The following is a 24997-nucleotide window of genomic DNA, read 5'->3' as shown; positions in this document are numbered from 1 at the left end:
CACGCGCCATCATGACCGGGTGACGACGCGCCTCTCCGGCGGGGTGATCCCGGCCGCCAGCGAACGCGTGGCCCCGCCGGGCGCGGACCGGCCGGGCACCCCGGTCGTCGTCGGCCCGGCCGGCACCGCCCCCGACCGGGCCCTGGAACGGCTCGCCGCCCTGGTCGCGCGCGGGGGCGTGGTGGCCGCGGACGCCGGAGTGGATCTCGGCGACGGGTTCCGCTCGGCCCGGGTCGACGGCGGCGCGGGCACCCGGCGCGACGGCGTCCTGGCCGCCCTGCACGCCGTCGGGGCGGAGCCGCTCGGGACGCCGGCCGCGGTGTCGGTGGCGCTGTTCGGCATCGAGGCGACGAAGCCCCTGGGCGCGGCCGCGACGGCGGCGGTCACCGCCGGCCGGTGGGCGGCGCTGCGGTTCGCGGTCGCGGCGGCCGCCGTGCTCGGCCCGGAGCAGCTGGTGACCCTGCTCGGCGGCACCGAGACACCGGCGGGCTTCGACCCCTTCCCCGACGGGCTGGCGTCCGTCGTCGGCGAGCACCTCCGCCAGGTCCTCGGGCCGCTCCCCCGGCCGCGCCGGCTCGACCTGCTCCTCGACCTGTGGGCCGGGGTCTGCGCGCACGAGCGGGAGCGGCGGCACCGGGCCCGCCGGCGCGACACCCAGGCGCCGGACGCCGACCTCGACGCGCTGCGCGTGCGGTACCAGCGCTACACCGACGACGACATCGTCGCCGCGGTGCGCCACGACTTCCACCGGGAGCCGACCGTGGCCGACGCGGCCCGGTGGACCGTCCCGGCGTGGTACCGCGACCACTGCGCCAACGCCGTGCTGTGGGACTGCCTCGCGGCGACCGTGCTGGTCCGGCTGGCGATCTCGGTCGCCGACCACGGGACGCCCGCGGCCCTGCACCGGCACCGCGCCGAGATCAACGCGGCCGCCAAGCTCCTGCACAAGCCCCAGGCCGAGCTCGCGTCCCGGGCGATCGAGGGCCTCGCCGACCGCCCGGCCCGGCCCGGTGTCCTGCTGCGCCGGCTCCAGCGCCGCACCGACGACGCCTTCGTGCGCGCCACGATCGCCGACGCCCGGCTGTACGGGGAGCTGGCCGTCGAGAACGCCCGGGGCCTGCTGTACCGCCTGCAGGACGAGCCGTCCGGCCCCGAGCGCACCGCTCACCTGCGCTGGGTCAAGGGGCCCATGGCCGCCTGGCGGGACGCGGTCGGGCTGTTCTCACCCGAGCGGCCCGCCCGGTGGCACCAGCCGCCGCTGCTCGGGCCCGCCGACGGGCACCCCCTCGGCTGGCTGATCGAGCGCGGCGAGCCGGCCCCGGAGCACGTCGGCGACCTGCTGTGGCTGGCCGAGCTCGGCGACGCCCTCGCGCAGCTCGACGGCCACCCGGCGGCGGACATCCACTACGGGCCGGTCATGGTCGTCGACTGGGAGCCGGACGGCCCCGACCCGTCCCCGCTCGACCCGCGCTGGGACTCGGTCGCCCTCGCCGCCGGCGGCACCGCGCAGCTCGCCGGCCTGGCCGGGCTGCAGGCCGGCACCGCGGTCGCGGCGGCGGCGCGGCGGGCCCGCACCTGGACCGGGCTGATCGCGGCGCTGCAGGCGGCGGCGGCCACGGCCGAGGCGCTGACCGCGACGTTCGTGGTGCCGGAGGCGATCCTCGCGACCGACGGCACGGCGCTGCCGGGCGGGGACGAACGGATCGAGATCGCCCGGACCGCGCGGCGGATCGCCGAGTGGGGCTCCTACATGGGCAACTGCATCGGCGGGGCCGGATATGTCGAGGACGCCCTCGCCGGCCGGTCGGTGCTGGTCGCGGTGCATGCGCAGGACCGCATCCTGGTCAACGCCGAGCTGCGGCCGCGGGCCCGCGGCTGGCGGGTCGAGGAGCTGCGGGCCCGGTTCAACCAGGACCCGGAGCCCGACCTGGCCGACCGGTTCCGGGCCTGGGTCGCCACCCTGCCGCCGCCTCCGGTCGCCGTCCCCGCCGCGGCGCCGCCCCCGCTGCCCCGGCCCCGGCGCGGGCGGGTGCGCACTCCGGCGGCCCGCGTCGCCGCCGATCATGGGCCTTCGCTGGGCGCCCGCGCGGCCGAGGCCCTGGCCGGCGTGGCGGAACCGCTGTCGCTGCTGGCCCGGCTCGCGCCGCTGCTGACCGAGGCCGAGCGGTACGACCACGTCGGGTCCCGGATCTACCCGACCGCGGAGGCGTTCCAGGCCCGTGACCGGCCGCCGGGCCGCATCCCGCTCGAGCCCGGCCCGGCCGGTGACGACCTCGCGGCGCTGACCGCGCTGCGGCGGGCCACGCCCGGCGCCCTCCTGCGGGCCCTCGGTGCGGCCCTGGAGGCGGGCGGTGGCGGGCTCACCGCGGCCCAGGCGTGGCGGGCCGGTGGCGCGCGGCCGCTCAGCCTGGCCCTGGACGGGTACGACGCGGCCGATCTGGAGCCGCTGACCGTCGACGCGCCGCTGCCCGGGTCGCTGCGGACCGTCGCCAAAGCGCCCGGCATCAGCGAGGCCCGGACCGCCGAGCTGGTCGCGCAGCGGGTCCGGCGGGCCTTGGGCGGCCTGCTGCGGGCCGGTGCGCCCGGGCTCGTGGGGCGGCGGCCGTACGGGATCGAGGTACCGATGCTGTGCGCCTGCGCCCTGGCCGTGACGACCTGGTCCGGGCCCGGCGTCGCGGTGCTGGAGCCGCGCAAGGTCCACGTCGGCGGCTACCCGGCGTCCGCGCTCAACGACGAGACCGGCCCGTGGGGCGCCGCCTGGCCGGACGCGGTCGAGCTCGGCGCGGACCGGGACGCGTTCTGGTACAGGATCGTCGCGCACGGCCTGCTCGTGCCGGCCGCCTGGCTGGAGCCGGCCGGGTGGTCCGCGCTGTGGGCGCACGCCAACCGCCGGCGCGGGTAGTGCCTACTCGTCCGGCGGGACGTCCAGGTCGGTGTCGTCGGCGATGTCCTCGCACGGGACGCCCTGGACCTGATCGGCGTGGGCGACCAGGTAGGCCCGGGCGCCGACGTCGGCCGTGGCGAGGGTCGACACCCCGGCCCAGTGGTCGCGCCCGAGGATCACCGGATGCCCGCGCTTGCCCTTGTACGTCGCCGTCAGCAGCGCCTTCGGCGCGTCCGCGACCGCCGCCAGCAGCCGCGCGACCGCGTCCGCGCCGATGCCGGGCGTGTCGACCAGGAGCACGGCCGCGGCGGTGGCGTCGGTGTCGGCCAGGGCGGCCAGCCCGACCCGCAGCGACGAACCCATCCCGCTCTTCCAGACCGGGTTCTCGACCAGCTCGGCGTCGCCGAGGCCGGCCTCATCGCGGACCCGGGCGGCCTCGGCCCCCAGGACCACCCAGATGCGTGTGCAGCCGCCGTCGCGCAGGGTGGCGACGGCGCGCTCGACCAGCAGGCGGCCGTCCTCGTGGCGCACGAGGGCCTTCGGACCGCCGTACCGGCGGCCACCACCTGCGGCGAGTACGAGTCCGACAATCGCGCTCAGCGGGCTCTCCTACATCCGACCGGTCAGCACCGACGGGCAACAGATTAGTACGCGCTCGGTACGCTGCTTACCCATGGCCCTCCATGATCACTGTTCGTACTGCGGCGCCGCCTATCCGCAAGGGGCGCCCTGGCCGCGGGTCTGCGCCGCGTGCGGCGAAACCACCTGGCGAAACCCCCTCCCGGTGGCCGTGATCCTCCTCCCGGTCGACACCGATGAGGGCCGGGGCATCGTGACGGTCCGCCGCGACATCGAGCCGATGCGCGGCGAACTGGCCCTGCCCGGCGGCTTCATCGAGCTGGGCGAGTCGTGGCAGGAGGCCGCCGCCCGGGAACTGCGCGAGGAGACCACGATCGAGGCCGCCGCCGCCGACGTGCGACTGTTCGACGTGCAGAGTGTGCGGAGCGGCAATTTGATCGTCTTCGGGGTACTGCCCCCACGCCCCTACAACACCCTCCCGCCCTCGGTCCGCACGGAGGAGTCGCTCGGCTTCGAGATCGCCGTGGGCCCGCGCGAACTCTGCTTCCCCACCCACACCGACATGCTCGCCGCCTACTTCGCCCATGCCTGAGTCGCTGTACTCCCACGCGCGGCTCTATGACCTGATGTTCCCGGGCGGCGGCCCGGCGGTCGACTTCTACCGGGCGGCCGCCGATCGCCAGGGCGGGCGCGTGCTGGAGCTCGGCTGCGGCAGCGGCCAGAAGCTGATCCCCATCGCGGCCGCCGGGCAGCCGTGCACCGGCCTGGACCTCTCGTCCGACATGCTGGCCGCGGCCCGGCGCAAGGCCGGCGAGCACGGCGTCGCGGCGGAATGGACGCAAGGCGACATGCGGGCCTTCGACCTGGGCCGCACCTTCGACTTCGTGTTCATCGCGGCCAACTCGCTGCTGCACCTGCACACGGCCGACGATCTGGTCGGCTGCTTCCGAGCGGTGCGGCGGCACCTGGCCCCCGGGGCCCGGTTCGTCTTCGACGTGTTCAACCCGAGCCTGCGCCTCCTGGCCGCGGCCGACGGCGGGCGCCGCACCCGGGAGTCGCTGGCCTTCGCGGACCCGGAGCGGGGCACCGTCAGCGTCGACGTCACCGAGACCTACGACGCGGCCGCCCAGGTGACCCGGGGGACGTGGCACCTCTCGACCGCGTCGGAGCCCGACTTCGTCGTCGTCCCGCTCGATATCCGCAGCATCTTCCCGCAGGAGCTGCCCCTGCTCCTCGCGCTCGGCGGCCTCCGGCTGGTCGAGCGCCTCGGCGACTGGTCCGGCCGGCCGTTCGCCGCGGACTCCCCGCTGCAGCTCTGCGTCTGCGCGGCCGCGTGAGCTACTTCGCGTCGGAGTAGCGCTCCACGATCGACACGTCCAGGGGGAAGCGGACCTCGGTGTCGCCGAACAGCAGGCGGCGGGCCTCGTCGGCGGACGCGTGGACGGCGGCGGCCACGGTCTCGGCCTCCTCCGCCGGGCAGTGGACGATGACCTCGTCGTGCTGGAAGAAGACCAGCTCCGCGCGGAGGTCCCGCAGGGCGGTGCGGAGGCGGGCCAGGAGGACCAGGGCCCACTCGGCGGCGGTGCCCTGGATGACGAAGTTGCGGGTGAAGCGGCCGCGGGCCCGGCCCTTGGCGCCGCCGCGCGACTCCGCCTCGGCGCCCGGCTCGTCGTAGCCCTCGCGCCACGACACCGACGCCGGTGGGCAGGTCCGGCCCAGCCAGGTGCGGACCAGGCCGCCGGCCTCGCCGGTGCGGGCGGCCTCCTCGACCAGGTCCCAGGCGGTCGGGTAGAAGCGGCGCAGGGCGGCCAGGGCGGGGGCGGCCATCCCGCCGGTCGCGCCGTACATCGCGCCCAGCAGGGCGACCTTGGCCTTGGCCCGGTCGCCGTCGAACGCCTCCTTGGCCAGGGCCGCGTAGAGGTCGCCCTCCGCGGCGGCCCGGGCCAGGCGGTGGTCGCCGGAGACGGCGGCCAGGACCCGCGGTTCCAGCTGGCCGGCGTCGGCCACCACCAGGGACCAGCCGGGGTCGGCGACCACGGCCTGGCGGACGATCTTCGGGATCTGCAGGGCGCCGCCGCCGCGGGTGGCCCAGCGGCCGGAGACGACGCCGCCGGGGATGAACTCGGCTCGGAAGCGGCCGCCGGTCACCCATTGGTCGAGCCAGGTCCAGCCGTGCGCGGTCCAGAGCCGGTACAGCTCCTTGTACTCCAGCAGGATCGGCACGGCCGGGTGGTCGACGTGCTCGAGCTCCCACTTGCGGGTGCTGCGCAGCATGATGCCGGCCCGGGCGAAGGCGCGCAGCAGCTCGGCCGGGGAGTCGGGGTGGACGCGCTGGCCCAGGGCCTCGTTCAGGCGCACGCCCAGCTCGGCCAGGCGGGCGGGCGGGCCGCCGACCGGGGACGGCGGGCCGAGGCGGTCGCGGAGCAGGGCGTCGTGGACGTCGGCCCGCCACGGCAGGCCGGCCTGGCCGATCTCGACCGCGATCAGGGCACCCGCCGACTCGGCGGCAATCAGGGTGCGCATGCCGCCGGTCCTCGGGGCGGAGGCGTGGGCGGAATCGAGCTCGGGCAGGGCCTCGACCCGGTGCCGTTGTGCTCGATAGACGGCCGTCAGCGCTTCTAGGGGTACCACCGCCGCGTCGTCAAATGTATCGAAGAGTGACTCCTGCGAGAGCCCGGGTGGCTCGGCCGCGCGCGCCGGTGGGTCGGGCGGGATCGGGCGCCCCTGCACACGGGCGATCGCCGCGGCCAGCATCCGGGGCTGGCCCCAGGCCCCCTCGGCGCCGAGGAGCAGGGCCTCGGCGAGCTCCAGGTCGTAGCAGCGCTCGACGCGGACGCCGGCGCGCAGCAGGCGCGGGTAGATCTCGGCGGTGGACGCCCAGAGCCAGCGGGGGCGGTCTCGTGACTCGACTCGCTCGACCGCCCCCGCCAGGTCCTGGACGTGCTGCTCGGGCCCTGCGGGCGTGCCGTCGTCAGCCAGCGGCCTGAGCAGACCACCGGCGCCGGAGGGCGTCACCGCGACGAGCATCTTCGCATTAGATCGCACGGCCCCGGTACTTCTCGTGGAAGCGCCGGGGCCGCGCGAGTCAAACAGCGGCGGCTACTTCGAGATACCGGAGGTGAGGCCGGCCTGGACCTGCCGCTGGAAGGCGATGTAGACGATCAGCACGGGCAGCATGGCCATCGTCAGGCCGGCGAACAGGCCGGACCAGTCCGACTTGTAGCCCTGCTGCACCGACAGGCTGATCAGACCCTGCGCGAGCACCTCGTGGACCTTGCCGGCGCCGGAGAGGTCCTGCATCAGTACCGTCGGCAGGTACCACTGGTTCCACTGGCCGAGGACGTTGAAGATGCCGATGCTGATCAGGCCGGGCTTGGCCATCGGGAGCATCACGCGGAAGAACAGCGTGCTGTGCGAGGCCCCGTCCACCAGCGCCGCCTCGGCGACCGAGGTCGGCAGGGTCCGGAAGAACGAGTGCATGAAGAAGATCGTGAACGACAGCGACCAGGCGACGTACACCAGGATCAGCATGACCCGCGAGTTGAGGCCCAGCAGCGGGAACGAGACCCCGGTGTTGGCGACACCCTTGAACAGGGGCACGACTGCGAGGTACACCGGCAGCGTCAGTCCGGAGAGGAACAGGAAGTAGATCGCGCGGTTGCCGGGGAACTCGTAGCGGGCCAGGACATAGGCCGCCATCGAGCCCAGCAGCATCGTGAGAATGACGCCGCCGCCGACGACGATCACGGTGTTGAAGAAGAACTCACCCAGACCGCCCTTGGTCCAGGCCCGGGCGAAGTTGTCCCACTGCAGCGAGTGCGGGTTGAGCGACAGCGGCTCCTTGATGATGTACTTGTCCTCCTTGAAGGACGAGATCACCACCCAGAGGATCGGGTAGAGCACCATGATGGCCCAGACCACCAGGAACAGGTGGGAGAAGCCGCCGAACACCTTGTCGCCGAGCTTGGTCGGCTCGGAGGAGCGCTTCGGTACCGCGTGGTGATGACCGCCCTTGCCGGAGGGGGAAGTCCGCCGGTCGTTCACCGCCAGGTCAGCCATGTCAGAACTCGATTCGTTCGCGGCGGGTGATCCGCAGCTGGAGGGCGGCGATCAGCATCGTGAAGATGGCCAGCGCCACACCGAGGGCGCAGGCGTATCCGAACTGACCGCGGTTGAAGGCGGTGAACTGAATCACCGAAGCGAAGATCTCGGAGGCGTGGTCGGGGCCGCCCTGGCTGGGGGTCATGACGTAGACCAGGGCGAACATGTCCAGCGCGGTGATGCCCAGGTAGACCCAGGCGACCGAGATGTTGTCCCGCAGCAGCGGCAGCGTGATCCGCACGAAGGTCGACACGCGGCCGGCGCCGTCGAGCAGCGCCGCCTCGTAGATGTCCTTCGGGATGCCCTGCATGGCCGCCGAGAACAGGACCATGTAGAAGCCGACGCCGCTCCACACCGCGATGAGCAGCAGCCACCAGAGCACGGCGGGGATGCCGAGGATCGGGGTGGGGTCGGCGACGAACAGGTTGGGCTTCTCGGGGTCGATCAGCCCGATCTTGATGAGCAGGCCGTTGAGCAGGCCCTGATCGTCGGAGCGGTAGATCTGCTGCCACATCACCGCGATCAGGACCAGGGAGAGCACCTGGGGGAAGAAGAAGATGACCTTGTAGACGCTGGACCCGAAGACGCCCCGGATGCCGGCCTTGTCTCCGCGCCCGCCCACATTGAGCAGGAACGCGAAGAACAAGGCCAGCGCGATCGTGAACAGCGGCACGGTGACGAGGAAGAACACGTTGTGCCAGAAGGCCTTGTGCACCAACTCGTCCTTGAACAACTTGACGTAATTGTCCACGCCAACGAAGTCCTGCTTGTTCGAGTAGCCGCCCCAGTTGGTGAAGGAGTATCCCACCGCCTGGGCGAACGGCCACACCACGTAGAACGCGAAGAGCAGTACAGGAAGGGCGAGGAAGCCCGTAATGAACCGCGCTTTACCGTGCCGCATGATCAGTCACTACCTAACCGAGGGAAACGGGTCTACTTGTCGCGGGTCTGCTTCTTGATGCTCGAGTCCTTGCTGATCTTGTCCGCGACGGCCTGGATCTTCGTCACGAACCCGGCGGCGTCGGTACGACCGGCCATCAGGTCCTCGACGAGGTTCTGGCTCTCCTTGTCGTAGTCGGCGTAGAAGTCCGGGAAACGGAAGGAGATCAGGTCCGCGGGCGCGCTCTTCATGAGGGCGTTCGCGGAGGACAGCGAGGTGTCGTCGACCTTGTCGCCCGAGCCCTTGACGGACGCGAGGGACTTGGTGAGCGACGCGAACGCGGCCGCACCCTCGGTGGACAGCATCGCGCGCAGGTACTCCTTCGCGCCGGCGGCGTTCGCGGCCTTGGCCGGAACGACCCAGTCCTCACCGGCACCGGCGTAGACCGCGCCGGGGGCCTTCGGGCTGGCCACGTCCCAGTAGTTCGAGAGCGTCAGCTTGAAGTCCGGGGGCAGGGTCTTCGCCATCTCGTTCTTGTACCAGGTGCCGACCTGGATGAACGCGGCCTTGCCGTCCAGGTGCGCCTGCTGCGACTGGGTGTGGTTGAGGCCCGAGCTACCGGCCAGGATCAGACCGTCCTTGACCATCTTCTCGATGTTCTGCAGGCCCTCGAGGATGCCCGGCGCCTTCCAGGCGTTCTCCTTGAGGTTGTCGATGTCGATCACGGCCTGCTTGCCGGCCGCGTTCCACACCGTCTGCATGACGTGCCAGCGCGGGTAGTAGCCGTGCACGCCGTCGTAGACGAACGGCGCGATGCCGGCCGCCTTGATCTTCGGGGCCAGGGTGAAGAACTCGGCCCAGGTCTTCGGCGCGGTCCAGCTGTTCTTCTCGAACAGCGCGGCGTTGTACCACATGCCCCACACCGTGTAGGCGTACTTGAGCGTGTAGAACTTGCCGTTGTAGGTGCCGTCGTTGATCGTGCCCGGCAGCAGCGAGTCGCGGATCTTGCCCGTGCCGTCCCAGTTGGGGGCGTCGAGCAGGTCATCCAGCGGCTGGATGGCGTTCTCGCTGATCAGCGTGCTGGTGTCCATGATGTCGGCACCCGAGTTGTTGATCAGGTCGCTCGGAGTGGTAGCCATCTTCGGCTGCTCCTGCGTCTTGATCTTCTGGGTGGCGCTCTGGTTCACCGTGACGTTGGCGTGCTTCGCGTTGAAGATCGTGACGTCCTTCTTCGCGTAGTCCGTGCCGAGACCACCGTCGAAGACGACGACCTTGACGGTGCTGCCGTCCTTCACGCCGAACGGGTTGTCGTTCGACTTCGCACCGGTGTCGCTGGTGCTCGGAGTGTCGGCGTCGGAACCGGCGCATGCGGAGAGCAGACCGGCGGCGGGCGTGGCGAGCAGGCCCGCAGCCGCCGCGCGCCGCAGGACGGTACGACGAGTCAGATCATTGGACATTTGGGGGTCTCCTCGGTTCGGGTCAGGCGGTTCGACGGACGCGTCCGGCGTACCGCGACTCGAGGGTGTGGTTGTGCTCGTCCCCGCCGGGGACGTTTGCGGACAGGTAGACGGGAGCCACCTCGCCCGCAGCCTCGATGCGTCGCACGACCTCGGCGACCACCAGCTGCGCGATGAGCGCGTTGGTGACCGAAGAGACCGGGCAGACCGCGCCGCCGCTATCCAGCGACAGCAGTGCGTCGCCGTACGGCGCGCCGTTGTCCAGCACGACGTCGGCAATGTCGGCGAGCCGCTTACCCGAGGGGTGCCTGGGGGACACCCGGACGGTGTGCTCGACCGAGGTAATGGCGATCAACTTGTGACCGCGCTGCTTGATCAGCAGCGCCATCTCGACGATCCCCCCGTTGATCCCCGACTGCGAGGCCATCACGAACACGTCCTCGGGACGCGGCGCGGCGATCTCGTAGAGCTTGACCGCGATACTGGGATCGCGTTCGAGCTTCTCGTTCTCGAGGATCTTCGGGTCCTCGCCGCCGTAGACGACGAGGTCCCGCAGGAGGATCTTGTTCGTCGGCACGAGACCTCCGGCGCGGCCGGCGAAATCCACCGCCACCGCCTCGGAGTGCCCGGTGCCGAACGCCTGTAGGAGGCCGCCGGCGTGAATCGCGGACACAATGTGGTCCGCGGCTTCGCCGATGTTGTCGGCCTGGGTGAGTGCGATCCGGTCGATGACCGACTGGATCGCGGAGACGTAACCGTGAGCGGTGACGGCCATCCCGTCGCCCTTTCCCGCGCGAGCGTCCTGGAGAGTGGTCACGGCGCGTCCTTTCCGGAGGCCGACCGATGGCCGGCGACCGCCTGGGCCGTGACGGAGAACGCTGCGTGGGCGCGCTCGTGGGTGCGCTGGGCGACCGCGATGTACAGCAGGTCGAGCACCACGAGCTGCGGGTGCCGGGCCGAGAGGGCGTCCGGCCGGAAGGTGGTCGCCTGCGTCGCGGTGAGCAGGACGATGTCGGCGACCTCGGCCAGCGGCGAGCGCGGGAAGCTCGTCAGCGCGATCGTCGTCGCGCCCCGGCTGCTGGCCTCGGCGATCATCTCGATCGTCTCGCGGGTCTGCCCGCTGTGTGAGACGCCGAGGGCCACGTCGCCGGCCTTGAGCAGCGCCGCACTGGCCAGACCGTTGTGCACGTCGGTCCAGGCCCAGGCCGCGATGCCGATGCGGTGCAGGCAGAACTGCATTTCGCCGCCGACCAGCGCGCTGCCGCTCGCGCCGTAGATGTCGACCCGGTCGGCGCGGGCGATGGCCTCCGCGGCGCGCTCGATCTCGGAGAGGTCGAGCAGCGAGGCGGTGTCGTGCATCGCCTGCGTGTCCGCGGCCATGATCTGGCCGAGCACGCGCTCCAGGGGGTCGGTCGGCTGGATCTCGCGCCCGATGTCCATCGTCCAGCCGCCGGTGCGGGCGGCCCGGCCGGTCTCGCCGGCGATGGCCAGCCGCAGGTCGGCATAGCCGACGAAGCCCAGGGCCCGGCAGAACCGGGTCACGGTGGCGGGCGAGGTGCCGCTGCGCTCGGCCAGCTCGACGATGGTCGAGCGGGCCGCGGCGGCGGGGTCGGCGAGGATCAGCTCGGCCACGCGCTGCAGGGCACCGGTGAACTCGGGCAGCCCGGCGCGGACCCGGACCAGGACACTCTCACCGTTGCCGGAGGCCAGGAAGCCCTCCATGGGGGCGGGCGAGACGGGGACCGCGGGCAACGGCGAGGCACTGACAGCGGTCGGCACCGCCGTCGTGACTTCCTCGCGTGACACCATCGCGCTCCCTTTCAGCAAGGTTCCTTAACTGTTAGTGGTAAAAGTTCTTACTGAGACCCCCTCTGTGTCAAGGAGTTGGGCGAAGTTTTCAAACTGTTACCTGCGGCGGAGAGCTTAAAAGGGCCTAAAAACCCTGGTCACGGTACTTCTTGATCTTGAAACGGCACCGCCCGCCGATCAGCCACCAGGACATCACCTGAGACCGGTCGACGGGCAGAGGGTCGAAGCAATTACGTCTGATTTGTTACTTGTTTTCGCCCAAAATAGGCGACTTGGGAGGAGTACCGCCGAAATCTCAGCCGGAAGCGCTCCCATGCTCCCGTAACACGTTGGTCAGAATTTCCAGACCTTCGCGGGCGTCGGCCTCGCTCAGGTTCAGCGGCGGGCCCATCCGGATCACCGTGCCGTAGAGGCCGCCCTTGCCCACCAGCAGCCCGTCGCGCTTGCACGACTCGAACACGGCCGTGGTCGCGGCCGGGCTGGTCAGCTCGATGCCGATCATGAGCCCCTTGCCCCGCACCTCGGCCACGATCGGGCTGTCCACGGCGCGCAGCCCGTCCAGCAGGATCGCGCCGGTAAAGGCCGCGTTCGCCTGCAGGTCGCGATCGACGATGTAGTCGACCACCGCGTTGCCGGCGGCCGTGGAGATCGGGTTGCCGCCGAACGTCGAGAACGAGATGCCCTGGACCGCCTCCAGGACCTCGGCCTTGCCGACCACCCCGGCCAGGGCGAACCCGTTGCCGATGCCCTTGGCGAACGTGAGCAGGTCGGGCCCGACGCCGTGCGCCTGGTACCCCCAGAAATGCTCACCGGTCCGGCCCCACCCGGTCTGCACCTCGTCGGAGATCAGCAGGATGCCGTGCTCGTCGAGGACCCGCTGCCAGACCGACATCAGCTTGTCGGGCCCGTGCGTGAACCCGCCGACGCCCTGGATCGGCTCGGCGATCAGGGCCGCGACCGGCCCGGCCGTGGTCGTCGCCAGGACCTCCCGCAGGTCCTCCTCGGCCGCCTCCAGATAGCGCTCGTCGCTCATCCCGCGCAGCAGCCCGCGCAGCCGGTCCCCCGAGTGCAGGTAGCTGACGTTGTACGGGCTGTAGGCGGACGCCGACCAGGCGCGGTTGCCGGTCACGGCAATCGTCGCGGCCGTGCGCCCGTGGTAGCTGTTGCGCACCGCCAGGATGCTGTTGCTGCCGCGGTGGTTGGTGGCCACCTGCAGCGCCGCCTCGTTGGCCTCGGTGCCGGAGTTGGTGAAGAACACCCGGGCGTCCGGGATGCCGGACAGCTTCGCGATCTTCTCCGCCAGCTCCACCTGCTGGCGGATCAGGTACAGCGTGGAGGTGTGCACGAGCCCGGTCCGCAGCTGCCGCTCGACCGCCTCCCGCACCTCCGGCAGGTCGTAACCCAGCGAGTTGGTGAGCACACCGCCGAAGAAATCCAGGTAGATTTTTCCATCACTGTCCGTGACGCGGGAACCCTGCCCCGTGACGAGCTCGATCGGCTCCTCGTAGTACATGGGCATCCAGCTGGGCATGACGCGCTGATGCCGGGTGAGTAGGTCATCCATCCCGTCATTCTCGCGCTGGCGTTTTCACGACGCTTCGATATGCTGACCCGCGATGTCGACGGCACCGAGACGTTTTTTCACGCTCCTGGTCACCGCTGTGCTTCTGGTGGCCACGTTCGGTGACGCCGCGAGGGCGGAACCGACCCCCGGCGCGGACGAGGACGGCGGCCAGAACCTCACCGTGCGTCAGGCCCTGGACAAGGCGACCGCGGAGTACAACGACGCGAAGGGCCGCCTGGACAAGTCGGTGGCCGACCAGGCCTCCATCGGCGACCAGAAGGCCAAGACCCAGGCCCGCCTCACCGAGCTGCAGGCCTCCGCGGGGGCGATCGCCAACGCGGCCTACCGCGGCAACCGGGTCAGCATGGTCAACGTCATGATCGGCGCCCAGGACCCCGACGACATGCTGCACAACATGGTCACCGTCGAATACATGCTGCAGCAGGAGAACCGGCAGCTGCGCGACGTCACCGAGGCGCAGCGGCAGCTGGAGCAGCAGGGCAAGGACATCGACGCGGCCGTGGCCAACCAGCAGGCCCAGCTGAAGGTCCTCGAAGCCAGCAAGAAGGCGGCCGAGGACGCGCTGAAGAAGGCCGGCGGCGGCGCGGACGTGAGCGGCGGGCTCCCCTCGGGCGGCAAGGTCACCACCAACAACGTGGCCCGCAACTCCGACGGTTCATACCCGAAGGAGGGCTGCACCCTCGACGACCCGACGACGTCGAGCGGATGCCAGTCACCGCGGACCACCAACATGCTCGGCGAGGCCCGCAAGGCCGGGTTCACGCACTACACGTCCTGCTACCGCAGCGGCGGGGGCGGCGACCACCCCCTCGGCAAGGCCTGCGACTTCTCCGCCAACGCATCGACATTCGTGAACGCCAGGGCGACCGGTGCGGACAAGACGTACGGCGACAACCTGGCCGCCTGGGGCGTGGCCAACCAGAAGAACCTCGGCATCAAGTACGTGATCTGGTACAAGCGGATCTGGCAGCCGAGCTCGGGCTGGAAGTCGTACGGCGGGGACGGCACCCCGGCCGGCGACCATTACAACCACGTGCACATCTCGATGCAGTAGCGGCTGCGGCGCCGCCGCACGACGGTCGGCGGGGCCGTGACGACGGTCGGCGCGGCCGCGGCACGACGGTCGGCGCCGCCGCACGACGGTCGGTGGCCCGGGGGTCGCCGAGCCGCCGACCCCGGTCAGGGTAGACCAGCTTGCGCGCGCTTGACCTAATTCGTCGATGGGCCGAAGCGTCAGACCATTCTTAGAATGCCCGATATAGCTGTTTGGTGAGCTTTATCGATCTTGAGTGGAATGTTGACATGCACGCAGAGGCTGAGTCGCGGGTGAAGCTGGTCGGGCTGCTGGAAGCCATGGGCATGGCCCTGCCGGAGGCGACGGGACGGAGCCGGGGCGTCAGCCCCTCGATCACCGACACCCGGCTGCCGGTCGGGTTCGACGACGACGAGTTCGGCGACCACGAGGACGCGGCCCCGGTGTTCGACGATCAAGAACATCACCCCGGCGGCGGTACCGTCGGGGCCGCGCTCGACGAACCGCGCCGGTCCACCCGCGCCGTCGGATCCGCGGTCGTCCAGCAGCGCCGACCGGCCGCCGGGGACGATTTCGCCCGCAACCGGGGCACGTGGGAATGGGCGCGCACGGAGCCCAATGCCGTGCACCGGCCGGCCCGCAGCCGCAGTGCCCGCACCCGCAATCACGGCGGCGCGTATTACCGCAGCGAACATGCGCGGATCACGGCGATGGACGACGAACCCGCCCCGGCCGCGCCGCGATTCCCGATGATCTCGTATCACGGCCGGCACCGCCGGCTCGGGCACTAGCCTCTTTTTTCGGATTTCCCGGCTGCCGCCCGCGGGCGCGCCATCCATCTTTTCCGGCCGCCGCCGATATGTGCACGGCGCGTGGCCCACCATTCTTCATTCTGCTCGGAGGAGCTCATGCACGGCGATGACGCGCGCGCCGACAATGCGCCGGGAAACGTCACCACCATGGAACCGAAACCGCGCCGGACGGCCGTGCTCGTCCGGTATCCGGCCACGGTCGCCCGGCCCGGCGCCGCGCCCGCGCGGGCGCCCCGGGCACCGCGCCCGCGCAACGTCGCGAAGCCGGTGCCGGTGGGTCCGCGGCCGGCGGCCGTGCCCGCCCCCCGCCGGCCGCACCCGCTCGCCGCGCCGGTCCGGGCGGCGACCGGCGTCGCGCCGGCCCGGGCCGCGATCGGCGTCCTCCTGCCGCCGGAGTCGGACCGGACCGACGTCTTCTGGCGACCCCCGGGTCGGCACCGGGCGCGGGAGCTCCCGGTGGTGCATCAGGGCTGGCACCGCTGGCCCTGGTCGATCGGGTTCGACGCCGCCGTCGCCGTGGTGGGGCTCGGCGCACTGGAGATGCTGCTCGACGCCCTGCTGTGACGGCATGGCAAAGGCCGGCGGACGCGATGTCCGCCGGCCTTGTCCGTCTTGCGGCGGCGGCCGGTCCCGGCCGCCGTCGCCGTCAGCCGAAGTGGTCGCCCGTCTGGTGGATGTCGGTCTGCAGCAGCCCCTGGCGCAGCGCGACCATCAGGGCCTGGGTGCGGTTGGTCGCGCCGAGCTTCTCCACCAGCCGCGTGACGAGATGCTTCGCGGTGGAGTGCGAGACGTACAGTTCGCGGGCGATGCCGGCCACGCTCAGACCGTCGGCCAGCAGCGTCAGGAGGTGCCGCTCCGACTCCGTCAGCTGCGGCCCCTTCGGCGCCAGCCGGCGCTTCATCGCCTGGGCGAGGTCGGGGGCGGTGAATGCGGTGGGCGCGCTCGCGGCGTACCGGACGACCGCGATGACCTCCTGCACCGGCACCGACTTCGGCACGAACGCGCTGGCCCCGGCCTCCATCGCGGCGAAGAGCACATCGTCGTCGCCCCACGTGCTCAGCACGACGATCCCGATGCCGGGCATCGCCTCGCGCAACGCGCCGGCGGCGTCGAGCCCCGAGCCGTCGGACAGCTGGACGTCCATGATCACCACGTCCGGGCGCAGCAGCACGGCCAGCCGGATCCCGTCGGCGACGCCGCCGGCCTCCCCCACGACGTCGAGCTGGCCGGTCCGCTCGAAGGCGTGGCGCAGACCGCGCCGGATGAGGTCGTGATCGTCCACCAGCAACACGCTGATCCGGCCGCGGCGGCGGGGGCGCGGGCTGGTCGGCAGCGGCGCTCGCCGGGGCTCGGCCGTCGCCGCCGGCGGAGCCGGATCGGCGGTGCGCTTGCTGCGGCTCGGCTTCGGCTTGGACCGCGGTAAGTGAGGGTCAGCCGCATCCGCGGTGCTCAGCACCGCCTGTTGCCCGCAGATATCGGACCGGGGGCTCATAGGCCTTGCTCCGCTCTATCGATCGTATGATCCGGCGACTGCCCCCGACGCCACCGCGGCCGTACCCGGGCTCGACGCCACCACGGCCGTACCGGGGGTCGATGCCCAGCCGAGGGAACCCGAAAACCTGACAGACCGAGCCCGCCGACGCGGGCCCGGTCTGTCGACGCACCGGCGAAAAGCGCCGTACGCTCGGCGAATCGGTCCACGCGGGGGACTTCGCGGACCTCTGGGGCGGTGCCGGGTCACGGAGAACACCGCCCGTTCGGGTTACTTCGCTTCGAACGTGATCCGACGCCGGCGCAGCCGCACCATGCCCGCGCCGATCAGCACCAGTAGCACTCCGCCCCCGCCGAGCAGGGCCGTGTCGGAGCCGGTCACCGGGAGCGCGCCGGTGGCCGACGCCCCGCTCACGGCGAGTGGATCCTCCGCGTTCGCGGCCTGTCCGCTCACGCCTTGGCCCACGGAGTCGAGCCCGAAGTCGAAGCCGTCGCCGTCGGGGCCGTACCCGTCCGGCGCCCCGGCCGCGTACTGGTCACTGTCGGCGGCGGCCTGGCCGTCGCCGGCGTCGTCGCAGTCGCCGGGCTGTTCCCACGTGTGCGCGGTCTGCTTCTCCTGCCCGTCGCGGTCTTCCAGCACGACCGTGACGACCAGGGGGTCCCCGCCGGCCGGCGCGGCGACGGGGTGCAGCGACCGCTGCCCGGGCGCCACCACGACGACGTCCTCGCCGACGGCGTACACCACGTTGCCGCTGTCGTGCTCGTTGGCCAGCGTCACGTCGACGCCGCCGTCGCACCGGTCGGCGAAGCTGATCGCGGCGGCCGGGGCCGCCGCGGCCGGTGACACCGACGCGATGATCGGCCCCAGGCCCAGCGCCAGTGCGACACCACAGCCTCGCGCCAGGTGATAAACCGAGTTCATAGGTCCTCGTCCGGGTTTGTCGGAAACCGGTGCGGCCGACGGTGACATGCCCCTCGCCGTCACCGCCGGCCGCACCGGCGGTCAGTAACCGCCGTTGGCGGCGGCGGCCGCGTACTGGCCGTTCGAGGAGGCGTGGCCGTTGGCGTTGCCGTTGCCGTGCCCGTTCCCGTTGCCGTTGCCGTGCCCGTTGCCGTTGCCGTTGCCGTGCCCGTTGCCGTTGCCGTGGCCGTTCGAGTTGCCGTGGCCGTTGGAGTTGCCGTGGCCGTTCGAGTTGCCGTGGCCGTTGGAGTTGCCGTGGCCGTGGTTGTTCTGGTGGGCCGTCGGGCGCACCCGGTGGCGGCCGCTGTAGTCCACGGCCTGCAGCGCGTAGACGTTGCTCCGGCCGACCTTCAGGCAGGCCGAGTCGTCCCAGTCGCCCCGCCACTCGCCGTAGTGGCCGGCGGCCTCGCAGGCGTTGCGGCCCTGGAAGAGCGCGACCGTGTAGGTGCGCACCTGCGAACCCGCGCTCCGCGCCCGCCAGTCGACCTGACGGAACCGGGCGTCGCGCAGGTCACGGCCGTCCTGGTGGCCGCGGGCGTCCTGGTGGCCCCGGCCGTCGCGGTCCTGGTGGCCGCGGGCGTCCTGGTGGCCCCGGCCGTCGCGGTCCTGGTGGCCGCGCCCGTCGTGGTCGCCCCGGCCGTCCTGGTTGCCGCGCCCATCGTGGTCGCCCCGGCCGTCGCGGTCACCCCGCCCGTCGTGGTCACCCCGGCCGTTCTGGTTGCCGCGGCCGTTCTGGTTGCCGCGGCCGTCGCGGTCACCCCGCCCGTCGTGGTCACCCCGGCCGTCCTGGTTGCCGCGCCCGTCGCGGTCGCCCCGGCCGTCGCGGTCACCCCGCCCGTCGTGGTCACCCCGGCCGTTCTGGTCGCCGCGGCCGTCGTGGTCGCCGTTGCCCTGGGCTCCACCGTTGCCGTGGCCGTGCTCGGTCTGGTTGGCGAGCGTGGTGCCGGCGGTGTCGGCGTGGGTCGTGCTCGCCGACGCCGCAGTGGCCGTGAGGCCCAGGGACGCACCGGCCACCAGGCCCATGCCGACCAGCGTCATCGTCCGGCGGGAATTGCTGTTCATTCGGTTTCGAGTCCTCTCAATGTGTGTTGCGGACTGAAAGAATCTAACCCATCAAATCGGGCATTTCCCGCGATTCTCCTCGTCGATTCGTTTCCTTTGCGCACGCTCTATTTCAAGATCATAAGTCATTCCGGTGGACCACCATCGAGTGCTCTGTACGATTCGCGATTCGCTTTTCGACCCCTGTGCGAGAGCTGCGGAGAAACCGATCTTTCCGGCCCTTCCATAGTTTCACGTTCGGCCGCCGAAATTGGCCGGAAACGACATTCGCGCGGCCGGTTCACAACCGGCCGCGCGCGTGATCTGGAAAAAGGTCTACATGGTCAGGGGCGGCAATATGGTCACCGCGCGTCGAACCGGATTCGCTGGCGGCGGATACGCACCAGCGCCAGCCCGCCCGCGAGCAGCGTCACGCCCAGGGACGCCAGCTCGATGACGTTTGCCCCGGTCACCGGCAGGCCGCCCGCCGCGGCGACGTCAGATCCGGCCCCCGCGCCGGCGACGCCAGGTCCGGCCGCCGCCGCGGCGAGATCCGGTCCGGTCTCTCCCGAAGCCGCGACGGGCTCCGCCTGGCCGGCGGCCGACACGGCGCTGCCGATCCCGGCCGCGGCCGGACCGTCGACACCGGCGACCGCACCGCTCGCGGGCCCGTAGCCGCCGTCCGTCCCCGCGTCGTCGTCCCCACCCGCCTCGCGGCCGGTCGAGCAGGTCGGCGGCCGGGACCAGTAATGCACGGTCTGCTCCACGGCGTCGTCCTGGTCGTGGACCTCGACCTTGACGACCAGCTCCCCGTCGCCGGTCGGGGCGGGCACGTGCTCCAGATGTCGCTGACCCGGGCCGACCACCACGACCGACTCATTGATCTTGAACACCAGGTTGCGACCGGTATAGGGGTTCGGCGCCTCGACGTCCGCGCCGCCGTCACACCGGTCCGCGAACCGGACCGCGACGGCACTGCGGTCGCCCTCCTCCGCGTTGGCGACGGCCGGGGCGAGCGCGCCGGCGAGGACCGCGGCGGTGCAGACGGGCAGGGCGAGGTGCTGCGGCAGGCGAAACACGGGCGTCTCATTCCTCAACTGGTCATGGCTCGGCTGGCGGGCCGGACGAACCTGGGCTGCGATGGCGGGTACGCGGGTAGCGGACCCGCCCGGCCACTCGTCGAAGGTTCCGGGCGGGTCCACTACGTCAAGGGCGCCGACGCGGCGGGATGCGAGAAAGGTAGCCCTTCAAACACGGTGAAAACGGACTTTACGGTCGTGAGTTCGTACGGTCTCCGCGCTCGGATTTGCATGATCGACGTTCAGGACGGTGTACCACCGCTGGGGCATTGCGGTAACGCTCGCCGTATGGCAATGAGCGCCGGACGGCCGCGGGGGCTTCGGGCTTGTACCATCCGCGCTGATGTTTCCGACCGTTCGCGAGGTGCTCGCGCTCGAACCGGTGCGCAACGGTGCGCCGCGGGTGGTGGCTGGGCAGGACGGGCTGGACCAGGCGGTTCGGTGGGTGCACAGCTCCGAGGTGCCGGATATCGCCACCCTGCTGCGCGGCGGGGAGCTGGTGCTGACCACCGGGATCGGGTTGCCGGCCGACGAGGCGGGGCTGCGGCGATACATCGCCGACCTGGCCGAGGTCGGGGCCTGCGGGCTCGCCGTCGAGCTGGGGCGGCGCTACGCGCAGCGGCTGCCCGCGGCCATGGTCAAGGCGGCCGACGCGCTCGGGTTGCCGCTGGTGGAGCTGCATCGGGGCACGCCGTTCGTGGCCATCACCGAGGCCGTGCACTCGATGATCATCGACGCCCAGCTGGCCGAGCTGCGGGCCACCGAGGAGATCCATCAGCGGTTCACCGACCTGTCGGTCGAGGGGGCCGGGCCGGCCGAGGTCGTCGCCCAGGCCGCGGCCCTCGCGGGGGCGCCGGTAGTGCTCGAGAACCTCTCCCGGCAGGTCCTGGCCTACGACGCGGCCGGGGAGAAGGCGGAGCTGCTCCTCGCCAGCTGGGAGGCGCACTCGCGGGCGATCCGGCCGGCCGGGCGGACCGGGTACGACGCCGGGGCCGGGTGGCTCGTCACCGCCGTCGGGGCGCGCGGGCAGGACTGGGGGCGGCTGCTCATGCGGGTGCCGGCGGCCGAGGCCCGCTACACGATCCTGATCGAGCGGGCGGCGTCCACGCTCGCGCTCGGGCGGCTGATCGACCCCGATCCCGAAGGGCCGCAGCGGACCCTGTTGCAGGCGCTCATCAACCACTCGATGCCCGTCGAGGAGGTGATGGTGCGGGCGCGGGCGCTGGGCGTACCGCTGGACCGCCGCCCTTTGGTCGGTGTCGTGATCCGCCCGGCCCTGGCCGCGGTGGCCGAGCGGGTCCTGGCCGAGATGTCGGTCAAGGGCCTCACCGGGACCCTGGACCCGCGGTCGGCGGGCGTGCTGATCACGCACGCGTCCGACGAGGTGCTGCGGGTCTTCGCCGAAAGAATTCACAAATCGGACCCGGCGGCGATCGTCGCGGCCGGGGAGATCGTCGCTTCGCCGCGGGAGGCCCGGCGGTCGCTGCTGGAGGCCGCACAGGTCGCCGACGCGGTGCGGCACCCGGTGCGCGGGGTCGTGCGGCTCACCGACGTGGGCCTGGCCGGGCTGCTGCACATGCTGCGCGACGAGCCCCGCCTGCAGACGTTCGTCGAGCGCGAGCTCGGGCCGCTGCTGGCCTACGACGCCCGCAACCCGCGTGAGCAGCTGCTCGAGGTGCTGCGGGTGTACCTCGAATGCGGTCGCAACAAGTCCGCCGCGGCCGAGCACAGCCACCTGTCGAGGCCCGCGTTCTACGAGCGGCTCGCGAAGATCGGTAAAATTCTGGGCGCCGACCTCGACTCCGTGCCGGCCTGCCTGTCGCTGCACGTCGCACTGCTCGCGCTGGACGCCCTCCGCAGCTGACGTCAGAGCGCACGCGGCTGACGTCAGGGCGGGCGGCGTTGACGAGGCCGACGAGGATGAACGCCTCGATGGCGGTGGGCATCAATGATCGGGTTGCCCGCCGTCACCCGGTGCGAACCACGGCGACCGGCGCGGGCAGAATCGGCCGGGTGCCGCCCGCCGAGATGATCACCGACCCGGACGACGCCCGCCTGGCCGACTACCGCGAGCTGACGGACGTCGCCCTCCGCACCCGGTTCGAGCCGCCCAACGGCCTGTTCATCGCCGAGGGCGAGCTGGTGATCCGCCGCGCGCTGCGGGCCGGCTACACGCCGAGGTCGTTCCTGGTCGACGCCAAGCGCGCTACCGACTTGTCAGATTTTTCGGATTTTTCGGTACTGTACGCAGCCGAGCAGAACGTCCTGGAGGCGACGACGGGCTTCCATGTGCACCGCGGCGTCCTGGCCTCGTTCCACCGCCAACCGGACCGGGCCGCCCCCGAGGTCCTCGAGACCGCGCGGCGCGTCGCGATCCTGGAAGATGTCAACAACCACACAAATGTCGGCGCGATCTTTCGCGGGGCGGCCGCGCTGGGCATGGACGCCGTGCTGCTCTCGCCTTCGTGCGCCGATCCGCTGTACCGCCGCAGCATTCGCGTCAGCATGGGCGAGGTCTTCGCGATCCCGTATGCCCGCCTCGACCCGTGGCCGGCCGCCCTCGAGACCGTCCGCGCCGCGGGCTTCACGCTCCTGGCGATGACCCCGGCCCCGGACGCCATCCCGATGCGGGATCTGACCACGGCCCAGCGCGAGCGCTCGGCGCTCCTGCTCGGCGCCGAGGGCCCGGGCCTGACCGGCCAGGCGATGGCCGCCAGCGACGTCCGCGTGGTGATACCCATGCACAACGGCGTCGACTCGCTCAACGTCGCCGCGGCCGCCGCCGTCGCCTTCTACGAGCTCTGCCGCTGACGTCCGTCCGGCCGGGCCCGGGTCAGGTAGGCCAGGACGGCAAGGACGCGGCGGTGGGTGTTGTCGGTGTCGAGCAGGCCCAGCTTCTGGAAGATCGCGCGCATGTGGGTCTCCACCGTCCGCTCGGCCACGCGGAGCCGGCCGGAGATCGCCGCGTTCGACCAGCCCTCCGCGACCAGCGCGAGGACCTCGCGTTCGCGGGCGGTCAGGGCGGCCAGGGCGTCGTGGTCGCCGATCGGGCGGACCAGCGCGCCGACCAGGGCCGGGTCGAGGGCGGAGCCGCCCGCGCCGACGCGGCGCACGGCGTCGAGGAAGTCGTCGACGTGCAGGACGCGGTCCTTGAGCAGGTAGCCGAATGCCCCGGTCGAGACGAGGTCGACGGCGTGCTGGGTCACGATGTGCTGGGACAGCAGCAGGATCGGCAGCGCCGGGTGTTCGTCGCGCAGCCGGCGGGCGGCGCGCAGGCCGTCGTCGGTCAGCTGCGGCGGCATGCGGACGTCGACGACGATGAGGTCGGGCACGTCGTGGCGGACCGCGGTCAGCAGCGCGTCGGCGGTGCCGACGGCGGCGGTGATGTCGTGGCCGGCCTCGGCCAGCAGGCGGGTCAGGCCCTCGCGGAACAGCACCGAGTCCTCCGCGACGATGATGCGCATCGCGGTCACACCTCGGCTCGGACGGTGGTGCCGGCGCCGGGCGGGCTGTCGATGGCGAGGCGGCCGCCGACGGCGGCGACGCGGTCGTTGAGGGCGGTCAGGCCGGAGCCGGGCACGGCGCCGCCGCGACCGTCGTCGTGGACGCGGACCAGCAGCCGGTCCGCGGGCTGGGTCACGGTGACGGCGATGCGGGTGGCGGTGGCGTGTTTGAGGGTGTTGGCGAGAGCCTCGGCGATGACGTAGTAGGCGGTGATGAGAGCGGGCTCGGCGACGGTGGTGGCGTCGATCCGCACCTCGACGGGCAGGGGGCAGTCGCGGACCAGGTCGCGCACGGCGGCGTCGAGGCCCTCGTCGAGGCGGCTCGGGCGGATGCCGTGGGCGATGCGCCGCAGCTCCGCGACCGTCGCCTCGAGCGCGCCGACGGCGGCGTCGAGCTCGGCCTGGATCGGGCCGTCGGGGGCCAGGGTGCGCTGGATCGAGCGCAGCCGCATGCCGACCGCCAGGATGCGCTGCTGGGCGCCGTCGTGCAGGTCGCGTTCGAGGCGGCGGCGCTCGTCGGTGACCGCCTCGACCAGGCGGGCGCGGCTGCGGCGCAGCTCGATGCGCAGGCGGCTCACCTCGATCGGCAGCCGCGCCTCCACCGCGAGCTCCCGGGCCTGGCGGGACCGGCGGGCGGTGGCCCGGCCGAGCACGAGCGCGCCGACCTCGGAGTCGCGGGCGGTGAGCGGCAGCCGGTCCGGCGGGGCGGCGACCGGGGAACCGGCGAGGTCCACGTACCCGTCCGCGCCCGGCAGCCGCAGCAGCACCCGCAGCCCGGGGTCGCCCAGGCTCCCGCGCAGCGCCGCCTCGACGTCCTCGGGCTGGGCCTGCCCGTCGCGGACCCGCCGGACGAACTGCCGCATCGCCGCCACCATGACCGTGCGCTCCCGGTCGAGCAGGCGGCCGACCGCGTCGTACACCCGGCGGTGCACCGGCAGCAGCGCGAGCGCGGTGACGAACGCCGCGGCCGTGATGCCGATCCGCTCGCCGGCGGCGCGGGCGGTGAACTGGGCGGCGGCCACGACGACGAGCGCGAACACGCCGGCGGACACGATCGACGTGATCAGCCAGGAGACCGTCGCGCTGAGCAGCCGGTCGACGTCGAGCAGGTCGTGGCGCAGGATCGCGATCGCCACCGCGGCCGGCACGATCAGGGCCATCGCGCCGAGAAACCCGCCGTAGGCGACCTCGACCGACGCACCGGCGAACTCGGCGACCCAGCCGGCCGCCAGCAGCACCGGCACGGACGTGGCGCCGAGCATCAGCCAGCGCAGCTGGGTCCGGATCAGGTCGTCGCCGCGGCGGTACCGCACCACGAGCGCAGCCACCGCCGAGCCGAGCACCCCGAGCAGCGCGAGCCCGGCGGCGGCATCGACGACGTGGAAGGCCGCCCTCGAAGCCGGCTCGAGGCCGCTCACCACGATCACGAACGTAGCCGCCGCGAGGAAGCACCAGGGCACCGCCCGCCAGCGGCGACCGGGCAGGAGGCCGGCCGGGAACACCAAGCACAGCCAGACGAAGCCGGCGAGGTTGAACACCCACACCCCGCCGGCGACCAGGGCCGGACCCCACAACTCCACGGCCCAGGTCAGGGCCGGCGCCGCGACAAGCCAGACGAGCGCCGGGCCGACCGGACTCCGCCGCCGTCGCCAGGCGACGAGCAGGCCCAGGAGGATCGCCGGCGCGGACCCGAGCAGCGGGAGCCACACCGGCTGGCCGCCGAGGAGCTGCAGCACCAGGCCCGCGACGTACGCGAGCAGGGCGAGCCCGGTGGTGATCACC

At 72.3% G+C, this 24997-nt stretch carries 22 protein-coding genes; 8 read left to right on the top strand and 14 right to left on the bottom strand.

Annotation, left to right across the window (positions count from 1 at the left end; genetic code table 11):
- Positions 1–19 precede the first annotated feature (19 nt).
- Entirely contained in the window at positions 20–2902 is a 2883-nt protein-coding gene (locus tag ACIA8L_RS15440) for a hypothetical protein (RefSeq protein ID WP_395904706.1), read from the top strand.
- A gap of 3 nt (positions 2903–2905) precedes the next feature.
- Here ACIA8L_RS15440 and ACIA8L_RS15435 read toward each other — a convergent pair whose 3' ends face one another.
- Positions 2906–3475: an NTP transferase domain-containing protein gene (locus tag ACIA8L_RS15435; protein WP_395906285.1), complete on the bottom strand. Its 570-nt coding sequence runs from the start codon at positions 3473–3475 to the stop codon at positions 2906–2908.
- Between the two features lie 82 nt (positions 3476–3557).
- On the opposite strand from ACIA8L_RS15435, the gene ACIA8L_RS15430 reads away from it, so the two are divergent.
- Positions 3558–4055 carry an NUDIX domain-containing protein gene (locus ACIA8L_RS15430; RefSeq protein ID WP_395904704.1) on the top strand — a complete coding sequence of 166 codons (498 nt, stop codon included), beginning with the start codon at positions 3558–3560 and terminating at the stop codon, positions 4053–4055.
- Complete coding sequence (locus tag ACIA8L_RS15425; RefSeq protein ID WP_395904702.1) at positions 4048–4800, top strand: class I SAM-dependent methyltransferase; 753 nt, start codon at positions 4048–4050, stop codon at positions 4798–4800. Before ACIA8L_RS15430 ends, ACIA8L_RS15425 begins: the two co-directional genes overlap by 8 nt.
- 1 nt (position 4801) lies before the next feature.
- On the opposite strand, the gene ACIA8L_RS15420 is transcribed toward ACIA8L_RS15425, so the two are convergent.
- The 7 genes from ACIA8L_RS15420 to ACIA8L_RS15390 form a co-directional block, all read right to left on the bottom strand.
- A complete protein-coding gene (locus tag ACIA8L_RS15420) occupies positions 4802–6490 on the bottom strand; it encodes a bifunctional 3'-5' exonuclease/DNA polymerase (protein WP_395904700.1) in 1689 nt (562 codons plus the stop codon).
- A 72-nt stretch (positions 6491–6562) separates the two neighbouring features.
- Positions 6563–7369, bottom strand: coding sequence for a carbohydrate ABC transporter permease (locus ACIA8L_RS15415; protein ID WP_395906283.1), 807 nt, complete (start codon positions 7367–7369; stop codon positions 6563–6565).
- A gap of 154 nt (positions 7370–7523) precedes the next feature.
- Positions 7524–8465 (bottom strand): carbohydrate ABC transporter permease, encoded by a 942-nt coding sequence (locus ACIA8L_RS15410; protein WP_395904698.1) that lies wholly within the window; start codon positions 8463–8465, stop codon positions 7524–7526.
- 32 nt (positions 8466–8497) lie between these two features.
- Positions 8498–9901: an N-acetylglucosamine/diacetylchitobiose ABC transporter substrate-binding protein gene (ngcE, locus tag ACIA8L_RS15405; protein ID WP_395904696.1), complete on the bottom strand. Its 1404-nt coding sequence runs from the start codon at positions 9899–9901 to the stop codon at positions 8498–8500.
- A 22-nt stretch (positions 9902–9923) separates the two neighbouring features.
- A complete protein-coding gene (locus tag ACIA8L_RS15400) occupies positions 9924–10676 on the bottom strand; it encodes a sugar isomerase domain-containing protein (RefSeq protein WP_395904695.1) in 753 nt (250 codons plus the stop codon).
- Between the two features lie 38 nt (positions 10677–10714).
- Positions 10715–11623 carry a MurR/RpiR family transcriptional regulator gene (locus ACIA8L_RS15395; RefSeq protein ID WP_395906281.1) on the bottom strand — a complete coding sequence of 303 codons (909 nt, stop codon included), beginning with the start codon at positions 11621–11623 and terminating at the stop codon, positions 10715–10717.
- A gap of 382 nt (positions 11624–12005) precedes the next feature.
- The gene (locus ACIA8L_RS15390) at positions 12006–13274 is read right to left on the bottom strand and encodes an aspartate aminotransferase family protein (RefSeq protein WP_395904693.1); all 1269 of its coding nucleotides are present in this window, start codon (positions 13272–13274) and stop codon (positions 12006–12008) included.
- Between the two features lie 52 nt (positions 13275–13326).
- On the opposite strand from ACIA8L_RS15390, the gene ACIA8L_RS15385 reads away from it, so the two are divergent.
- From ACIA8L_RS15385 to ACIA8L_RS15375, 3 genes are all read left to right on the top strand, one after another.
- Complete coding sequence (locus ACIA8L_RS15385; protein ID WP_395904691.1) at positions 13327–14349, top strand: coiled-coil domain-containing protein; 1023 nt, start codon at positions 13327–13329, stop codon at positions 14347–14349.
- A gap of 248 nt (positions 14350–14597) precedes the next feature.
- Positions 14598–15119 carry a hypothetical protein gene (locus ACIA8L_RS15380; RefSeq protein ID WP_395904690.1) on the top strand — a complete coding sequence of 174 codons (522 nt, stop codon included), beginning with the start codon at positions 14598–14600 and terminating at the stop codon, positions 15117–15119.
- Between the two features lie 168 nt (positions 15120–15287).
- A complete protein-coding gene (locus ACIA8L_RS15375; RefSeq protein WP_395904688.1) occupies positions 15288–15704 on the top strand; it encodes a hypothetical protein in 417 nt (138 codons plus the stop codon).
- An 82-nt stretch (positions 15705–15786) separates the two neighbouring features.
- Here ACIA8L_RS15375 and ACIA8L_RS15370 read toward each other — a convergent pair whose 3' ends face one another.
- The 4 genes from ACIA8L_RS15370 to ACIA8L_RS15355 all read right to left on the bottom strand — a co-directional run bounded on the left by ACIA8L_RS15370 (position 15787) and on the right by ACIA8L_RS15355 (position 19712).
- Positions 15787–16422, bottom strand: a complete 636-nt coding sequence (locus ACIA8L_RS15370) for a response regulator (protein ID WP_395904686.1) — start codon at positions 16420–16422, stop codon at positions 15787–15789.
- A 480-nt stretch (positions 16423–16902) separates the two neighbouring features.
- Complete coding sequence (locus tag ACIA8L_RS15365; protein ID WP_395904684.1) at positions 16903–17553, bottom strand: LPXTG cell wall anchor domain-containing protein; 651 nt, start codon at positions 17551–17553, stop codon at positions 16903–16905.
- Positions 17554–17634: 81 nt separating this feature from the next.
- Positions 17635–18654 (bottom strand): hypothetical protein, encoded by a 1020-nt coding sequence (locus ACIA8L_RS15360; RefSeq protein WP_395904682.1) that lies wholly within the window; start codon positions 18652–18654, stop codon positions 17635–17637.
- A gap of 341 nt (positions 18655–18995) precedes the next feature.
- A complete protein-coding gene (locus ACIA8L_RS15355; protein ID WP_395904680.1) occupies positions 18996–19712 on the bottom strand; it encodes an LPXTG cell wall anchor domain-containing protein in 717 nt (238 codons plus the stop codon).
- 343 nt (positions 19713–20055) lie between these two features.
- On the opposite strand from ACIA8L_RS15355, the gene ACIA8L_RS15350 reads away from it, so the two are divergent.
- Both ACIA8L_RS15350 and ACIA8L_RS15345 read left to right on the top strand, forming a co-directional pair.
- Positions 20056–21576: a PucR family transcriptional regulator gene (locus ACIA8L_RS15350; RefSeq protein WP_395904678.1), complete on the top strand. Its 1521-nt coding sequence runs from the start codon at positions 20056–20058 to the stop codon at positions 21574–21576.
- A gap of 164 nt (positions 21577–21740) precedes the next feature.
- A complete protein-coding gene (locus tag ACIA8L_RS15345; protein WP_395906279.1) occupies positions 21741–22523 on the top strand; it encodes a TrmH family RNA methyltransferase in 783 nt (260 codons plus the stop codon).
- Here ACIA8L_RS15345 and ACIA8L_RS15340 read toward each other — a convergent pair.
- Positions 22505–23176, bottom strand: a complete 672-nt coding sequence (locus ACIA8L_RS15340) for a response regulator transcription factor (RefSeq protein WP_395904676.1) — start codon at positions 23174–23176, stop codon at positions 22505–22507. The two genes, ACIA8L_RS15345 and ACIA8L_RS15340, sit on opposite strands and share 19 nt — an antisense overlap.
- 5 nt (positions 23177–23181) lie before the next feature.
- Entirely contained in the window at positions 23182–24996 is a 1815-nt protein-coding gene (locus tag ACIA8L_RS15335) for a histidine kinase (protein WP_395904674.1), read from the bottom strand.
- Position 24997 lies beyond the last annotated feature (1 nt).

This window comes from Dactylosporangium sp. NPDC051541 (assembly GCF_044454505.1).
Lineage (GTDB): Bacteria > Actinomycetota > Actinomycetes > Mycobacteriales > Micromonosporaceae > Dactylosporangium.
Note: the sequence above shows the minus strand (reverse complement) of the source record. Positions and strands in the feature narration are given on the sequence as shown.

Bases quoted from the DNA above. Each gene is read 5' to 3' on its own strand.
- ACIA8L_RS15425 (WP_395904702.1), top strand. From the start codon at position 4,048: ATGCCTGAGTCGCTGTACTCCCACGCGCGGCTCTATGACCTGATGTTC.
- ACIA8L_RS15395 (WP_395906281.1), bottom strand. From the start codon at position 11,623: ATGGAGGGCTTCCTGGCCTCCGGCAACGGTGAGAGTGTCCTGGTCCGG.
- ACIA8L_RS15350 (WP_395904678.1), top strand. From the start codon at position 20,056: ATGTTTCCGACCGTTCGCGAGGTGCTCGCGCTCGAACCGGTGCGCAAC.
- ACIA8L_RS15360 (WP_395904682.1), bottom strand. From the start codon at position 18,654: ATGAACAGCAATTCCCGCCGGACGATGACGCTGGTCGGCATGGGCCTG.
- ACIA8L_RS15380 (WP_395904690.1), top strand. From the start codon at position 14,598: ATGCACGCAGAGGCTGAGTCGCGGGTGAAGCTGGTCGGGCTGCTGGAA.
- ACIA8L_RS15345 (WP_395906279.1), top strand. From the start codon at position 21,741: ATGATCACCGACCCGGACGACGCCCGCCTGGCCGACTACCGCGAGCTG.
- ACIA8L_RS15365 (WP_395904684.1), bottom strand. From the start codon at position 17,553: ATGAACTCGGTTTATCACCTGGCGCGAGGCTGTGGTGTCGCACTGGCG.
- ACIA8L_RS15415 (WP_395906283.1), bottom strand. From the start codon at position 7,369: ATGGTGCTCTACCCGATCCTCTGGGTGGTGATCTCGTCCTTCAAGGAG.
- ACIA8L_RS15420 (WP_395904700.1), bottom strand. From the start codon at position 6,490: ATGCTCGTCGCGGTGACGCCCTCCGGCGCCGGTGGTCTGCTCAGGCCG.
- ACIA8L_RS15410 (WP_395904698.1), bottom strand. From the start codon at position 8,465: ATGCGGCACGGTAAAGCGCGGTTCATTACGGGCTTCCTCGCCCTTCCT.
- ACIA8L_RS15390 (WP_395904693.1), bottom strand. From the start codon at position 13,274: ATGGATGACCTACTCACCCGGCATCAGCGCGTCATGCCCAGCTGGATG.
- ACIA8L_RS15430 (WP_395904704.1), top strand. From the start codon at position 3,558: ATGGCCCTCCATGATCACTGTTCGTACTGCGGCGCCGCCTATCCGCAA.
- ACIA8L_RS15385 (WP_395904691.1), top strand. From the start codon at position 13,327: ATGTCGACGGCACCGAGACGTTTTTTCACGCTCCTGGTCACCGCTGTG.
- ngcE (WP_395904696.1), bottom strand. From the start codon at position 9,901: ATGTCCAATGATCTGACTCGTCGTACCGTCCTGCGGCGCGCGGCGGCT.
- ACIA8L_RS15340 (WP_395904676.1), bottom strand. From the start codon at position 23,176: ATGCGCATCATCGTCGCGGAGGACTCGGTGCTGTTCCGCGAGGGCCTG.
- ACIA8L_RS15400 (WP_395904695.1), bottom strand. From the start codon at position 10,676: ATGGCCGTCACCGCTCACGGTTACGTCTCCGCGATCCAGTCGGTCATC.
- ACIA8L_RS15375 (WP_395904688.1), top strand. From the start codon at position 15,288: ATGGAACCGAAACCGCGCCGGACGGCCGTGCTCGTCCGGTATCCGGCC.